The organism is Paenibacillus algorifonticola (assembly GCF_050481745.1).
In the GTDB taxonomy this organism is placed as follows: domain Bacteria; phylum Bacillota; class Bacilli; order Paenibacillales; family Paenibacillaceae; genus Pristimantibacillus; species Pristimantibacillus algorifonticola_A.
On sequence record NZ_JBCNGR010000001.1, the window covers coordinates 1 to 15,913 of the forward strand.

Below are 15,913 nucleotides of genomic sequence, written 5' to 3' on the forward strand. Positions count from 1 at the left end.
CACTTTTCTTGACAACTCCACTCCTTATGCTTACCAACATACACCTCTTTCCTTTATGTTAACCTGTAATACTTATTGTAAAAATCAATGACCTTTTCTCTAGTCATGTAATCATCATTTGTTTTATATGGCTCTATGTATTCCAATATCTCTTTAGCTTTTGTCGTATTTAATTTTTGCAAAAAATGAATAGTCTCATTAAGACCTGCTCCCATTAACAATTCTCCATCAATATAGCAGCCTGCATCAAAATCTTTCATCTTAGCATTCCAGATAAGGAGAGTGTCCTCGGGATATCCAAAGGTAAAAAGCAAGATACAGAGCGTTTTTAAGTATTCATGATCTTCTATATTAGAAACATTTGTTTCTTCGATTAGTAACGCCCTAATCTCTTGTAAATATTTCAGGTCTGGCTCTAACCCGAAGCGTTCTAATAAAATATCTTCCCTGTCCATCATAACCCTCCCTCGTATTCAGCCTATATCATTTTTTCTAAATCTTTTATTTCAAGAATCACGGAATGATAGTAATTTCCAACAAATTGTATGCTATCTCTCTTTGCCTTATAAAACACAGCCGAACACAACATATTTCCTGTCCATTCCGATTCTGTTAAATCCGCTTCCGTAAAATTACAGGTCTTCAGATTCGAATTTATAAATTTGCTGTTTTTTAAATCTGCTTTTGAAAAATCAAGGGCAAAACTACATTCTACAAATGTGCATCCACTCAGATTATAGTTTTGAAGACTGCCTTCTTCTACCTCTATCCCTGAAAAAGTCTTTTGACCGGCTTCAAGTAATTCTTTAAATTGATCGATAGTCAGTTCCATTTAAACAATCAACGCCTTTTGGGGTATATTCATTGATACTTTTTAATCAGTTCTAGCAGTGTAAATACGGTGATAGTTGATACCCACGCCTTCCTGACTTATTTCAATGGAATTCCAATTCCTATTTTATAAATATAATAACTATAAGAAGTTTCATGTTTAGCTCTTCCTATTACATATTCATTACTATTAATCAATTCCTTTAAAAGTTCAGGTACTTCAATATCCCATTCGATTTCTAATAGTTGTACTGGAAACTCACTATACGGATTTTTTGTATGAATATATATTGCATCATCCGAACCAAATTCAGGATTAATACTTATCCAAGTTTGAAAATCAATTCTACTCCCGCTAGATTGCTCTTCAATTCGATCTAAGATATTTAGGTAATATTTAAAATGACTTTTTCTATGCCCAATACTTTCATCCGTTAATCCTTTCCAGTCAAGGTGCATATGCCAGTGGTTATACCACGATTCATCCTCAAAATGAAATTGATGGCTAAAAATGAGTTTTTCTATTTTTCGATAATGCCGTCGTATACCACGAAACTTTTTCATATAATTCCTCTCAATGCTTTTCTTTTGTAAAAATCAATTCCAATATTCCATCTCTAGATACTTGAGGGTAAGAAAGTACAGATAGCATTACTGTTATTATTAAAATTGTTAACCACAATAAAATTTTAAAAGTTTTATTTAGTTTACTATATATAAATAAACCAAAAATAATTATCAAGCTGTTTATGAAAAAAATACTCGGTAAATACACAATTCGGCCTAAACCTGTATTGGGGAAGTTAACTATTAGAGAAGTAATTGAAAGTATTGAAGGTACTAGTGCTATAAAGTATTTATCAAGTTTACTTCTCACCCCAAAGTTCTTATAATTATTGACTTTGGGTAATCTGAAAAATGAGGTTTCACAGTTTGTGCAAATATACATATAAGGAATAAAAAGAGGCACCAACATAAACAACGCCCCATAACCTATATCACCTGTAAAAAAATAATAAGCTAAGAACATGTAAGTGGATAATAAGAGTCTAGTCAGAATAGAGCTTGTTTGTTTGACATTAACACTTTGACAAGTTGAACAAATTTTCATATTTACTTCCATCCTCTTTAAATATAGGTTAAGACATCCGGTAATAATCTATATAATACTTTTATGTTTTCGAATAATTTCATCTAATGTTTACTCATTATTAAACTCTTAAACAGCTCTGCATTTTTCATCATAGCTCTCGCGATATGAATTATTTGTGTAATTCTTAATTACACTTCGCCAGAATGCCTGGGCAGGATAGTTCCTTTCTAGTTGAGTTACTTTCCAATCTCCCTTATGACGATTAAAAGCCGAGATTGCAGCTTGTTTTCCTATACCTTTTCCATTATATTTTTTTAAAACAAAAAATTGTTCCATTTCAAATAGTGACTGATCAGCAGTTTTTTTCACAATAACAAAACCAAATAATATTTCTTCTGATTTAATAAAATAAGAAGTAAATCTATCGTCAGATATATACATATCAACTGATGCTTTCCTAAACAACCCATCTTTATTAACTTCAAAATTCAAATATAAACTAAACTATAATCATAAAACTCAAACATATTTTGCAGGACATGTTTCTCTTTTGGCAGCACTTCTTCAATATAAATATTCAAAATAGCTCATCCAGTCTTTTTATATTTCGGCCATTTATGATAATTGTTTTGTATTCACGAACCTGACATACCTTCCCCGACTACTTTAAATTTAAATCCTTTAAAACTTCTTTCAAACTGTCATCATACATATCCTTTAATCGTTCCATTTCTGCTTTGTCATTTTCACTCTGTTTTTCAAAATACTTTTGGGCAATCCCATCTAGGCCACTAAAATCAGCTTTAAATAAAAGCTCTTCATCCGATTCTGATGGTTTAATAAAATAAGCCAAAATGTCCTTACGCTCTTCTTGCGTATAAGGTGTTCTTGCTCAATCTCTGACGTACAGGCTATTAATGAAATAAGCAGAAACAGACAACATCCTTGAATTACCATTCGCACAATTTATCTTTAACTCCTCGCAATATTTCATGATACCGTTTGGTATTTGCGGCATCCATTTCCTTATGAATTACTCCAAATCTGGTCCGCCTGCATATAAATCTATATCTAATGAAGCATTTAACATTGATAGTTTCTCAATGATTATTGGTTTTGCTAGCTTCATGGAATCTATTCGTATTTCTTTTTGAAATTCGAGTTCCTTTCTGCCAAGTTTTTGAGGGTACTAGATTAATTCCCTCCAATAATTTCTCTAAATTAGTTGCGTTAGATGAAACTGATAAATACTGTTTCGTTAGCTCGAAGAATTGTTCTTCTATTTCCTTGCGTGCAACTTTCTTAAGTGTCTCAATCATCTTCGAACCTCCATAAAATATTGACCCACCGATTATTTTTATACCTACTATACTTTCAGATAAAAAATGAATATTATTCCAAGTAGTTTCAGTATACCAAATATAGAAATTTACAGCATAAAAAAGAGGCTCTCCAACTGCTTTGAGCAAAGCTCTTCAGAGTCTATCCTTAAGCAGAATGCTTATATAAAATGTTTCAGGAATTAAGTCTTGCCAAGCTCTGCTTGCAAGGCTTTTTCCTATTGTACAATCCACATCAGTCTAATCGATTCAAATTCATTTTCTTAATATTTCCTCTTAAATTCTTTAGATATTCTTTAGAAATATACCCGTAAATTCCTTAGATGTTTTCGATATTATTTCCCTAACAAAACAAATCGAGGAGGCCAATCATGTTTAGCGACACAATCTCGCAGCTGTTCGAGCAGCACGGCTATCTGATTTTTTATTTAGCCTTCTCTTTAGGCCCGTTTGGCGTTCCTGTCCCGAATGAAATAACGATACTCACAGGCGGCGTTTTAAGCAACACCGGTGCTCTAGATCCATGGATAACCTATATCTGCATTTTAAGCGGTCTATTAACCGCCATTACGCTCTCTTATTGTACAGGCCGAATTTTCGGGGTGAAGTTAATAAACAGATTTCAGCATAAGCGACATTTTCAGAGGGCGGAAGAGATTTTGAAGCAACGGGGAGATTGGGCCATGTGCATTGGCGTATTCATTCCAGTCGTGCGGTATATTCTCCCCCTATTCATCGGGCTAAGCGGTGTGAAATTCAGAAAGTTTGCCCTGCTTTCCTATCTCAGCGTTTTATTTTGGACCATTACCTTTTTTACAGCCGGAAAATACTTTGGCGTTCATCTGCTAGACTCGCTTCGTATATTCAGCTTCTAATTTGCTTCAAAACGTCATCAAGAAAATGAAATATTGGAGGAACATCCGTTGAACATCAAGGAATGTCTACTTTTTCTGCAGCGCTTTATTCAAAGCCCGAAAAGAGTCGGAAGTGTTATGCCCAGCTCTCGATTTCTGGCAACAAAGATGGTTAACTCTATGCCCTTGCACGGTGTCAAGGCAGTCGCTGAGCTTGGATCAGGTACAGGTGCCATCACACGCCTGATCAAGAAACGGTTAGCCGGATCTGCTAAAGTGCTGCTGTTTGAAATGGATGATAGGATGAGGAGCAATTTACAGTCGGAATATCCGGATTTTATCAGTCATCCAAACGCCTGTTATTTAGTTGAAGGGATAAAGCAAGAAGGCCTTGAGCAGTTGGACTGTATTATAAGCGGTTTGCCCTTTTTTAACTTTTCAAGCGAGCTGCGAGAAACGCTGCTTGATCAGACTACCCAAGCACTCAAACCAGGAGGAACCTTTATCGCCTTTCAATATTCCCTGCAAATGAAAAAACAATTTTCCAAGAAATTCATCATTGAAAAAATCGAATGGGTGCCCTTTAATTTCCCTCCAGCTTTTGTATACACATGCCGCAAGAGGGACACCCTTACATTAAAATAATTACTGCTAATTACTGCCCTACTGCCCTACTGCCCTTCTTCTTGGATAAAATCATTGATAAGGAGGTAAATCCGTTGAGCATTACCGAATGTCTGCTTTTTTTGCAAGGCTTTCTCAAAAATCCAAATCGAGTAGGAAGTGTTCTGCCCAGTTCGCGATTTCTAGCAGCCAAGCTGGTTCAGTCCATACCTTGGAACGAGGTAAAGGCAGTCGCTGAGCTAGGGTCAGGCACAGGCGCGGTCACACGCTTCATGAAGACACAGCTAATGGACTCTACTAAAGTATTATTGTTTGAAAGAGATAGGAAAATGAGAAATAAACTAAAAAAAGAGTACCCGAATTTCGTTGGCCATTCGAACGCTTGCTATTTGCTTAAGAAAATAAAACAAGAGGAAATCGAGCAGTTGGATTGTATCATTAGCGGATTGCCCTTTTTCAATTTTTCCAATGAAATGCGAGAAAGACTGCTTGATCAGATCATGAACTCACTTAAGCCCGGAGGAATCTTTGTTGCTTATCAGTATTCCCTACAAATGAAAAAGCATTTATCCGATAAATTTATTATTGAAAAAATCGAGTTTGTGCCATTCAATTTCCCTCCAGCCTTTGTATATACGTGTCGCAGGAAAGAAACGCTATAACTAAATAATGAAACCATTTTTGATCATACAGAACCAAAGAAGGAGCATCATGCCATGCCTACCGTGCTTGTTGTTGATGATGACTCGGAAATTAGAGATGTCATTCATGTATATTTGCGAAATGAAGGCTATCATGTCGTTGAAGCGGCAGACGGTCTGGAAGCCTTAAATGCCATAAAAACCTCCACCATCCAGCTTGTCATTTTGGATGTGATGATGCCTCACATGGATGGAATCAAAGCCTGCTTTAAAATCAGGGAAATATCGAACATTCCGATTATTATGCTGTCGGCCAAGGAAGAAGATATCGATAAAATTACAGGCCTTACTACAGGTGCTGATGATTACATGATCAAACCCTTTAATCCATTAGAGCTGCTTGCTCGCGTTAAAGCCCAACTGCGGCGACAATCACTCATTGGAAAAGAAGAATATGATTCGCTCATCCTTATTAAGGATCTTGTCATTGATAAGAGCAAGCATTCCGTAAAGCTGAAAGGAAACGATATTTCGTTGACCCCTCTGGAGTTTGCTATTCTGGCGCTGCTCGCAAGCCACCCTGGGCAAGTATTCGGCGCTGATAAAATTTACGAAAGTGTCTGGAAAGAGCCCTACGGATATTCAGATAATACGGTGATGGTCCATATTCGTAATTTACGAGAAAAATTGGAGGAGTTCCCAAGAGTGCCTCAATATATTAAAACCGTATGGGGAGTAGGCTATAAAATTGAATGAGAATGTCACAAAGCCAACACGCAAAAAAAAGATTCAGGTTCATATTTTGAGCAGAATAGCACTTAGTATAATCATATCCATTTGTATAAACAATCTTCTTATTATGCTTTTCTTGAAAATTAGTACAGTCATGGCATCGCCATGGTTTCACAATTTCTTTCCCTATCTGATTACCCCATTATTTATGTTTATATTTATTTTCACTTTTTTGATTTTGACAAGACGCCTCGTTAAAGATTTAATCAACTTGGAACATGGACTGCAAATTATTTCTGAAGGGGATTTGAGTTATCGGGTATCCGTTGCTCGCCAAGATGAGCTTGGACGGGTTGCCTATAATATCAATCGAATGACAGAACGCTTAGAGCAGCAAATCGTAAAAGAACGTGATTTGGAAAAATCCAAGATGGAGATGATCACAGGTATTTCACATGACTTGCGTACACCTCTGACAAGTATCATCGGCTATATCGAGCTTTTAAAATCCGAATCGTTTCAAGATAAGGATGAATATTCGCGCTTTGTTCAAAACACTTATAACAAAGCAATTCATTTGAAAAAGCTGCTGGATGATTTATTCGAATATACCCGGCTTAGCTCGATTGAGACTCGACTAAATTTAAAGATGATTGATGTACATCAACTGCTATATCAATTGCTTTTTGAATTTGAGCCTATTGCCCAAGAGAATGAAATCCATATCGACATACAAATCGGGGACACTCCCCTTCTGGCTCGCATAGACAGCGAAAAAATTGCCAGAGCCATTGATAATCTATTGATGAACGCTCTAAAATACTCCTTAAAGCCAGGAACCATCCGCATTAATATGAAATCGGATAAGAAGCATATTACGATTGAAATAGAAAATAAAGGGCAGCCCCTCACTCAGGAGCAGCAAAATAAACTCTTCGACCGCTTTTATAAAGTGGATTATTCCAGAAGCAGCGACGGCATACAATCTGGTTCCGGGCTCGGCCTTTCGATTGCCAGAAACATTATTGAGCTGCATGGAGGTACCTTAACACTCGATCATCAAACCAACATTTTCAGGTTTAAGCTGACTCTGCCTTTGGAAGGGGAATCATAGAATCAAAATAATTAAAATCCATTGCTATCATTAACTTAAGCCATTGTTAGTGGCCGCCCCCTTATATTAACCTGAGTACAGGCAATCACTATTTTGTAATTGGGGGGTTCACATGAGTCAGACGATCATTTATCCAGCACCGGAGGGTGCCATTGGTTCAGATAATTATCGCGTTCGCGTTCGGCCAATCGGAGGAGGGTGGCAAGAGCTGTTCGTGTACGAAGTCAAGGTGGATATGCATAACGTTCGGAAAGCTTCCATGGCTTATTTCGATATGGAGGGCACGGTTGAGGTAGAAATCGACTGCTGCTTCACGCCTATATACAGCGTCATCGTACGCCCTCTATCGACTGGCATTCAGGCTGAATATAGCAGCGATACCATTCGCTTCACATTGGATCGACCTGAAAAATTATCGATTGAGGTTAATGACGAACGCTTCCGCAATCTGCATTTATTCGCCGGTAAGCTTGAGCTTACAGCACCTAAGCCCGGTGATCCCGGTGTGCTCGTGCTGGAGAGCGCCGGAAAACCTCTTATTCACCGAACCGAGGATATTTTAAAATTAGCCGAAACCCCAACAGCCGAGACGGGTCACGCGCCCGATGTGATTTATTTTGCTCCCGGCATGCATTATTTGGAGGAAACGATATTCCGCATTCCTTCAGGCAAAACGGTTTATATTGCCGGGGGTGCCATCGTTGTCGGCTCGCTCGTCTGCGAGCATGTTGAGAATGTAACCATTAGAGGAAGAGGCATCTTGTACCTGTCCGATTTCCATCGCTATTCAGCTTTCCGTGGCGTACGTATTGTATTCTCGCAAAAGATTCAGGTTGAGGGGCTTATTTTGCTCGATCCGCCCCATTACAGCATCTATATTGGGAATTCCTCTCATATAAGCATTAGCAACTTCAAATCCTTCAGCACAAGAGGCTGGTCGGATGGCATTGATATGATGGCTAGCTCCGATATAGACATTGATGATGTTTTTCTGCGGACATCGGATGATTGCATCGCCGTTTATGGCACTCGCTGGGATTATATAGGAGATACGCGCCGCGTGCGTGTCCGCAATTCAGTGCTGTGGGCGGACGTCGCTCACCCGCTAATGATCGGTACCCATGGCGATCACCATCATGATGGAGATACGATTGAGCATATCACCTTTGAGAATCTCGACATCCTTGAGCATCACGAGCCCCAAGAAAATTACTGGGGAGCACTAGCTATTAATGCTGGGGATAAAAATACAGTTCGCCATGTGCTGTACGATAATATCCGTGTCGAGCCATTCGAGCAAGGCCAGCTGATTGATATACGGGTCGTTCACAATGCTGATTATAATCCTGTACCCGGCAACCGTATCGAAAATATTACGTTCCGCAATGTCGCTTACAGTGGAGACAATAGCAATCCCAACCGGATTTACGGATTCGATGAAGAAAGGCCTGTCGAAAATATTACTTTTGTTAATCTCCGCATCAATAACCAATGGATTAGCGATGCTTCTGAGGGTCATTTTCAAATCAATGCATTTGCCAAAAACATCACGTTTTTGTCCCATTAATTTGAAACAGCCCCTTCGTCACCGAATGACGGAAGGGGCTGTTTTTGCGCTATATTCCGCTGCCTACGCTGTCTGCCGCTATCGCCGTTGATTAGCTAAATTCTCGCTTGGCAGAAGCGGAACTGAAGAAAGCTTATACTCGGCTAAATCGCCACTTCTGGGAGGGACCTCCATTGTCCGTCCATATGCAAAGGGGGATAAAAATAATTGCCCAGCATCTGCTTGGCCGCCGTCAATTTCCCAGCGTTTACCCAGGCGCTGTCATCCTTTAAAAGATCCGCTGTCGCTGCAAAGCGGTAGCCTGTCAATCCCGCCAGCAGTTGGTTTTCATCGCCGCCTACTGGCGTATTTACTGTACTGGACCAAGCATCCAATATTTGCTGCGCTTTCAATTTTGCCTGATTCGCTTCCGCAGCATTGCTGGACACCTTCCATATAACAGCTTGAACAAGCGCTGCCTCTGAATCGTTGAACAACTGGCTGTTGCCTGCGTTCAATTCAGGATGGCCTCCCCATCTTGCCGGTGCCGGGACCGGATTAGGCGTATAGGAGGCAGAAGCGAATGAAGATGATTTCCCGGCATTCCATGCCTCTATCCACGGGCTCACCCCAGCCGCCACCCTTTGCTTGGCACGATCAAAGTCATCCTTCGAATACAAAATTCCTTCATGAGTAAATGCAGATGCCAAATCGGCTGCTTCTGCGGTTAATTGCAGCTTCCGATCGAGCAGTGCATGGGTGCCGCCTGTTCTTAACGCCATAACGGCTTCCTGCTCGCGGACAACCAGGCTCGCCAGCGCTGACAGCACAATGGCAGCTGCCGTATCGACCTCTTCCTGCGTCGCTTCAGCTGATGCCAGCAGCGGCTCAGCGGCAGCGACGACTATATTCAAATGCGCTATGCTTTCGGGTGTATACACGCTGTCCACAACGGAAGAGGCTTGATTAAGCGCCGCTTCGAGCTCCGAAATATCCACTACCACCTGCTGCCCTATCAGCTTTAAACTCTCCAGAGCTGTGAGCAAAGCGTCAGAAGCAGCGTCAATCTCAGCTTGGGAGGCATCCGCAGCGACTGCTGCCGCTTGTGTTCTTTTCTCCTGCATCGCCGCTATGCTCTCTTCGGTGTAAAGCTCCGTATCAACAGCGAGCGATTCCGCCAGCAATAGCGAAAGCAGCGTACGATCCTTCACCTTTTGATAATACTCAATCTCGGCTACATTCGAGTTATTAGCTGCTGCGTAATAGCGCAGATAACGGAAAGACCGCTCCTCCGTAATCGGCACCGAATGCCATTCAGCCTTGCTGACACCGCTGATTGTATGAAGATTAATCCAATTCGCATCATCATTGGAGCCTTGGAAAATGGCCCCGTTTACCCGCGCAATATGTGTACTTCGCGGATAAAAGCGAATGCTGCCCATGCTTTCTTCCTTTCCTTGGCCCAAATCAATGCGAATCCAGCTCGGATTATTTTTGGTATCGGTAAAGGTTGCCAGGCTGCCGTCGAAGGCTCTCCAGCCATTCTCGGCTGCTCCTGCCGAATTATCCCAAGAAACGGTAGAGGCAGCCACCATAGAAGCGGCAATATTAATTTTCTCCGCAGCGATGGTCGTTAAGGCCACAAGCGTTAATTCGGCCTGGGCAAGCTGGGCCGCCAGCTGTTTTTTGTCAGCGTCCGGCTGCTTCAGCTCCTCCTCAATCAGGCTCACCGTCTTCATGTAACGGTAATAGCTGCCTTTGGTATACAAGGCTGGCGGCAAAATATGATATCCAACCTTCAAATCCAGCTTTTGACTGACGATATAGAAACCATTGCTTGCCTGGAAGACAACCGAATAATTTCCTGCATCCACCTGACCCGGCGTCCACGAGAAAAGGCCGGTTGCCGGATCAAACACTGCGCCTGCCGGTAAATGGGTGGCACTCAGCACAATTGCCTCGCCCGTCGGATCGGATGCGACGACATGGTACGTGTAGGCCTGCGTTGCGGTCAGCGCTGCTTCCGTATCCATTGCAATAATCGGCTGCCCTTTTACGATAAGCCTTGTTGTAATGGAAGAGGTTTTTCCGCCTGCTGAAGCGGTAAGCATTACCTCATGTATGCCGCCCTGCACCTTGGCAGGAACCCACGCAAACTTGCCATTTTCCATATTGAAGGTGGCACCGGCAGGCAAATTTTCAACTCCCAGCTCAACATCTTCCATGCCTCTCGTCTCATGAACCTGAAAGGCGATAGACTGGCCTGCAATAATGGTCTTATCTCCTATTGGAGCAAGAACGGGCACACCCTCCAAATAATCCAGCCCTTCCATGGCCGTGAGCAGCACAGCTGCGGTTTCATCCAGTTCCTCCTGCGTGGCATTGGGATTGTCGGCTGCAGCTTGGGCGACAGGTACAGCGTCTGCCAGAGCAGCCAAGCTTTCAGACGTATAAAGCTCATCATTTAAACGAGCCGCTTCATTCAGCAAATAAGCGAGCAGCGTCATATCCTTGCCAATCTCTAATAGTTCAATCTCCGCATAGTTGGAATACCCCGCGTGATTGTCATAGATTCGCAAATAACGGAATGCCGTTGAATCATTATTGATACCCGAATAAAATTTATATTCCGAGGCACCTGTAAAGACAAGAAGATCGGTCCAATTCATGCCGTCCTGCGATCCTTGAACGATGCTGCTGTTCACCCGGTTCACATAATTCGTTCTGCCATGATAACGGACCGTGTCTACCACCTTCTCATTGCCTTCCCCAAAATCCACATCGATCCAGCTTTCCGCCAGCCTCGCATTGCTAAAGGTGTCCAAGCTGCCATCAAAGGCATACCATCCGTTCTGGGCCTCGGATATATGATCGTTCCCGTAGCCTTTCGTGGAAGCTTTCACCATGGAGGACACCAAAGGAATTTTCGTCAGCAGCGTCCTGAACGAAACCAGCTCTTTTTTCGCCGCATAGATTTCATGAATGAGCTGTTCTTCGTCAAAGTCGGGCTTGGTCATTTCAGCTTTGATGCGGTCCAGTTCTTTATGGAACAAATAAAAGCTGGCCCGTGTATAATCTTTAGCTGGCAGCCCCTCCGCTTCGGCAAGGACGAGCGCTAGGCCATCCGCATAAGCAGAAACAGCGGCAGAGAATGGACTAGCAGACCCGTCACCATAAATAGCTAAAACCTTATAGTGCACACTGCCATATTTTAAGCTAGCTTCCTTGTAGGACGTCTGCCTCGTACCCGCAGCAACAACGGTCCAAGGCGAGCCATCTTCCAATTCCAGCGTACCTGCTTTGAATGCAGGATTGATGGCGCTCGCAGCCGCATCATTCGTCCGGTACAGCTGGAAGAAGGCTGCCTGCTTCGGTTTGTTCCAATAGACAGTGACCTGGTCTTTGGCTTTCATGATATAAGGAGCGACCGTATCACTCTGTATTTCCTCCACCGTCACCTCGCTGAATTGCGCTTGCTCAGCCGAGACAACGCCTGTATAGACGGCGTACGCAAACGGCGTAAACATTTTGCGGACAAATTCCCAAGCTTCCCCGTCCTTGGATACAAATGCAGAAACGGACTGCGAAGCATAGTCGCGAACCAGCTTAATGTAAGGATAATCAGCTGCCTGATAGCCTTGCAGGCCGGCATTTAACGGACTTGCTTTTAAATTTGACCATTGATGCTGGGAATTTCGGGTACGGTTTTGCAGGACAAGCTTTCCGCTTGCATCTGCTCCAAAATATATATAGCGCGTATTGGAAGCAAGAGCTTCACGGAGCATGATTCCACTTGCGCTGCCTGCATGGCTGTCCATCCGCGCACTTGTCGCGAAGCTGCCAGCCGCTGCTTGATTGACGAAATGCAAGGAGTCATGGATAGCTCTCCCGTCAGGCTTATAATCATCGCCATCACCCAGACCCGAGCCATTCGCAGACGCTATAGCGATAGAATCGCCATTAACCGCTGCCGTTCCTGTTGTGCTGCTGCCCAGTTGATCATCGCGCCATACCGTTTCAGCAACGATGGATACGGGTGCAGCTAATACGACTTTAGCACGATAGGAATCCCAGCCTGCTCCGTTGTCATTTACGGCCGCTACCTTGTAATAGTATGTGCTGCCGTTCTGGGCAGTCGTATCCTTGTAGGCATTTCCGGTCACGCCCGATGCAATAACCTCATAGCTGCCATTTTCTGATTCCGAGCGTGTAATCGTATAGGATTGCCCGCCGGATGTTGTTTTCCAGCTCACTTCTGCATAACCATTTCCGGCGAGCGCATTAGCAAAATCAACATGCAGCGGCTTAGGAGCCAGCTCAGCTGCAGCCGTTAGCTTCAGCACCATGGCAGATTTATGGGCAACTGTCACTTTTCCATTAACAATAGGAACAGACTGTCCCGACACTAAATCGAGTACCGTATGGCCTTGATAATCAGCAGGCATCTCGACCTCAAAGGTTTGTTGATTGCCGAAATCGTCGCGAGTCGTGTTAAAAATCATAAAATAGCTGCCGTATCTGGCCGTCAATAAATCAGGATAACCGGAATAGGCGTGATCCACTTCAAAATTGTCCCTTACCACTGTGCCTACGCCTGGCTGATAAGTTACTGGCGCAATTTCGCCGGCGAGCGCCTGTGGCGCACCGCTTACATTGGTCATCTGATCTGACATAAAGTCGACATCGACATTATCCAACCGAAGATAATAATCCTCATACTGAAACTTGCCATTCGTTGCCACCTGCACAATATTATCATGGTCCGCATTCATAACATGAAGGCGTCCATTGCCTGCAAAACCGCGGTTGCGTTCATTTAATGCGCCGAATATCGTCGTGTCCCCGTCTTTCAACGAGAGGAATAAATTATCCAAATCTACCCAAGCAAACTGCTCATAATCGCCCGGATCTACACCAAGCTCAGCAATTTCCTGCTCCGTATAATAATCAAAATCTGTCTGAGGGTGAACAACCCCAGCTATTGCGCTGTCAAAACGGTCATATTGTGCCCGGTCAGCGGTCACATAGCGGTACGTATCTGCAACCTGATAGTCCACTTTATTTTTAATCGCAGCAAAATGATTGAACAGCTGGTGATCGGCCAGCTGCTGCTGTACATATCCGACAGCCTCCTTCGCATATTGCCATGTTGCCTCCCATTCTGGCCCCGTATAGTTCTGCTCATTTCGTACCATATATTTCTCCAATGAGGCGTATAACAGCGCTTTGCCTTCCGACTGCCTCGTCGCATAGCCATACACACCGGGCAGTCCTGGATTTCGTTCGTCCGTTACCTGCTCCATTCTCATAATGCGTTTTCCGTCGTCATCCAGACTTGTATACCTCGTATAACCACGGGCATGGAGATTTTTTAAAGCCAGCTTCAAAATCTCATCATTCAATTGCTCGTCGCCTGCATGCTCTGCTGTTTTGAAGACGTATTCCGGCAAATAGTTGGCTGCCTCGCCATAATTGGCGACATAATTATTTTCCCTGGTGAGACCCGCTTCAGAAATGCCCGTAAAATGCTCGCCAAGCGGCAGCCGCCTTACCACCTTGCCATTCGCATCCAGCTTGCTTTGCGCCAGTCCTTTCCCGACTATTTGCACAAAATCGTCTGTAAACTGTGCCGTTGCATCATGATAGAACAAGGAATGGTACAAATCCAGCTCCTCGCCGCTCGGGCCTACAAGCACCTCTTCGCCCAAAAAGGGTCTCGCTCCAAGCGCCTCCAGCAAGATTTGATGGCTGCGCTCCTTCCCTTCATAGAAGGAAGAGCCTACCAGCCGCAGTCCCTCATGAGCCTCCCAGGCCCCTTCGTACGTATAGAGAATTTGATTATAAATATTGGACAGCCTTGCACGCGCAAAATCAAAATTGGCCTTCAGCACCCGCTCCCATGCTTCACGCCTCGTCAATTGCCCGCCCTCCCCATCCACGTCGGCAAGGGAAAATGGTCCTTCAATCGTACCGGTAACGAATGGCTGATCCAAAAAAGCCTCATATGCGGCGTCACCGTAAACGCCGTCATCGTGAATAAAGTTCTCGACAATGTACAGCGCCTCGCCCAACGCGCCATAATAGCCGCCCCAGTCGCCTTGATGCCCGCCTCGCAATACGAGTCTCGTATCTCCGTAATAGTCCTTTACATGATTATCAATCGTTTTGAAAATACGCTCCAGCGCCGCTTTTTTGAGTGCTGCCGTATTAGTAGGCGACCAATCATAATGCAGCGAATTCGCATAAAATCTTAATTCGTCCTGATAACGGACAATCGACAGCTTGCCGGCAGCGCTATTGTCCATTCTCGCTGAATAGCTGTTGAATAAATCGATTTGCCCCTGCGTATAGCCGCTAAGCAGCGCCTGCTTCTCCGCCTCCGTCTTATCGGGAAGCAGAATGGATGCTGCTTGCTGCGTTAATTTCTCGCCTTGCTGTTCTCCTTCGACATTCAAGTAGGCCTGCGTATGGGTATACGCATTATAGTAGCCCCTTGAAATCGCTTCCATTTTTCCGCTGGTGTTTAACGTTTTAATGGTAATCTCAACCTTGCTTCGGCCGAAGGTGCTCTCTAGAGGAAGCATCGTCGTATTGTAATAGAAGCGATTAGGAAGGGATCTGCTCATGCCCATGTTAATCGCTTCGTAGTCTCCTTTTCTTAAGTAGCCGATTTGCTCTCCATTTAAATTGATTACGCTTACATAATTCGAGACGTCATCTCCGGAAAACTTCACTGTTAAATAGTTTTGCTCGGCAGGGTCAACCTCCATAGTAAAAGTCAAATCACCGCCCTGGCCTTCCAACGGCGCTCTTGGGTTTGATACCCGTGCAGATTCGCCTAATAGACCGACGATCGAGCTTGTAAAAGCACCTGAAAAACGATGGGCGTTTTCAGACGCCGCTTGGCCAAAAATCAGTTTATCAGTATAGGCATCCGAAGCCTCCTGGATCACTGGCGGACTTTCGGCATGCACGACCGAGGCTTGCAGCGGTACGGCCAACTGGAACAGCAAAGCAGCGGCTAGACAAACGGCTGCCACTCTTGAAAAGGATGGAACGCAATACCATTGCGGCTTTGAACTCCTGCGATTGAAAAGGTTCATTTTCTTCCTCCTTCATTGTTCAATATAAGTTGTTT

14 protein-coding genes are annotated in these 15,913 nt (G+C 43.6%); 6 read left to right on the plus strand and 8 right to left on the minus strand.

Features of this window, described 5'->3' with window-relative positions; all coding sequences use genetic code 11:
- Window positions 1-53: 53 nt before the first annotated feature.
- The 7 genes from ABEW34_RS00005 to ABEW34_RS00035 all read right to left on the minus strand — a co-directional run bounded on the left by ABEW34_RS00005 (window position 54) and on the right by ABEW34_RS00035 (window position 3,243).
- Window positions 54-455: a hypothetical protein gene (locus tag ABEW34_RS00005; RefSeq protein ID WP_430153680.1), complete on the minus strand. Its 402-nt coding sequence runs from the start codon at window positions 453-455 to the stop codon at window positions 54-56.
- Between the two features lie 23 nt (window positions 456-478).
- Window positions 479-832 carry a pentapeptide repeat-containing protein gene (locus ABEW34_RS00010; RefSeq protein ID WP_430153683.1) on the minus strand — a complete coding sequence of 118 codons (354 nt, stop codon included), beginning with the start codon at window positions 830-832 and terminating at the stop codon, window positions 479-481.
- Between the two features lie 98 nt (window positions 833-930).
- A complete protein-coding gene (locus ABEW34_RS00015; RefSeq protein ID WP_430153684.1) occupies window positions 931-1,395 on the minus strand; it encodes a hypothetical protein in 465 nt (154 codons plus the stop codon).
- A 10-nt stretch (window positions 1,396-1,405) separates the two neighbouring features.
- The gene (locus ABEW34_RS00020) at window positions 1,406-1,942 is read right to left on the minus strand and encodes a hypothetical protein (protein ID WP_430153687.1); all 537 of its coding nucleotides are present in this window, start codon (window positions 1,940-1,942) and stop codon (window positions 1,406-1,408) included.
- A 108-nt stretch (window positions 1,943-2,050) separates the two neighbouring features.
- Window positions 2,051-2,365 carry a GNAT family N-acetyltransferase gene (locus tag ABEW34_RS00025; protein WP_430153690.1) on the minus strand — a complete coding sequence of 105 codons (315 nt, stop codon included), beginning with the start codon at window positions 2,363-2,365 and terminating at the stop codon, window positions 2,051-2,053.
- Between the two features lie 220 nt (window positions 2,366-2,585).
- Window positions 2,586-2,777: a hypothetical protein gene (locus ABEW34_RS00030; protein WP_430153692.1), complete on the minus strand. Its 192-nt coding sequence runs from the start codon at window positions 2,775-2,777 to the stop codon at window positions 2,586-2,588.
- A gap of 247 nt (window positions 2,778-3,024) precedes the next feature.
- A complete protein-coding gene (locus ABEW34_RS00035) occupies window positions 3,025-3,243 on the minus strand; it encodes a hypothetical protein (protein WP_430153694.1) in 219 nt (72 codons plus the stop codon).
- 392 nt (window positions 3,244-3,635) lie between these two features.
- On the opposite strand from ABEW34_RS00035, the gene ABEW34_RS00040 reads away from it, so the two are divergent.
- From ABEW34_RS00040 to ABEW34_RS00065, 6 genes are all read left to right on the plus strand, one after another.
- The gene (locus ABEW34_RS00040; RefSeq protein ID WP_430153696.1) at window positions 3,636-4,139 is read left to right on the plus strand and encodes a DedA family protein; all 504 of its coding nucleotides are present in this window, start codon (window positions 3,636-3,638) and stop codon (window positions 4,137-4,139) included.
- Window positions 4,140-4,187: 48 nt separating this feature from the next.
- A complete protein-coding gene (locus ABEW34_RS00045; RefSeq protein ID WP_430153699.1) occupies window positions 4,188-4,763 on the plus strand; it encodes a class I SAM-dependent methyltransferase in 576 nt (191 codons plus the stop codon).
- Window positions 4,764-4,837: 74 nt separating this feature from the next.
- Window positions 4,838-5,404, plus strand: coding sequence for a class I SAM-dependent methyltransferase (locus tag ABEW34_RS00050; RefSeq protein ID WP_430153702.1), 567 nt, complete (start codon window positions 4,838-4,840; stop codon window positions 5,402-5,404).
- Window positions 5,405-5,458: 54 nt separating this feature from the next.
- A complete protein-coding gene (locus ABEW34_RS00055) occupies window positions 5,459-6,139 on the plus strand; it encodes a response regulator (protein ID WP_430153705.1) in 681 nt (226 codons plus the stop codon).
- Window positions 6,132-7,229: a sensor histidine kinase gene (locus ABEW34_RS00060; protein ID WP_430153707.1), complete on the plus strand. Its 1,098-nt coding sequence runs from the start codon at window positions 6,132-6,134 to the stop codon at window positions 7,227-7,229. The genes ABEW34_RS00055 and ABEW34_RS00060 overlap by 8 nt, the downstream gene beginning before the upstream one ends.
- Before the next feature lie 112 nt (window positions 7,230-7,341).
- On the plus strand, window positions 7,342-8,796 hold the full coding sequence (locus ABEW34_RS00065; protein WP_430153710.1) for a glycosyl hydrolase family 28 protein: 1,455 nt from the start codon (window positions 7,342-7,344) through the stop codon (window positions 8,794-8,796).
- A 143-nt stretch (window positions 8,797-8,939) separates the two neighbouring features.
- Here ABEW34_RS00065 and ABEW34_RS00070 read toward each other — a convergent pair whose 3' ends face one another.
- Entirely contained in the window at window positions 8,940-15,878 is a 6,939-nt protein-coding gene (locus ABEW34_RS00070; RefSeq protein WP_430153712.1) for a putative Ig domain-containing protein, read from the minus strand.
- Between the last annotated feature and the right edge of the window lie 35 nt (window positions 15,879-15,913).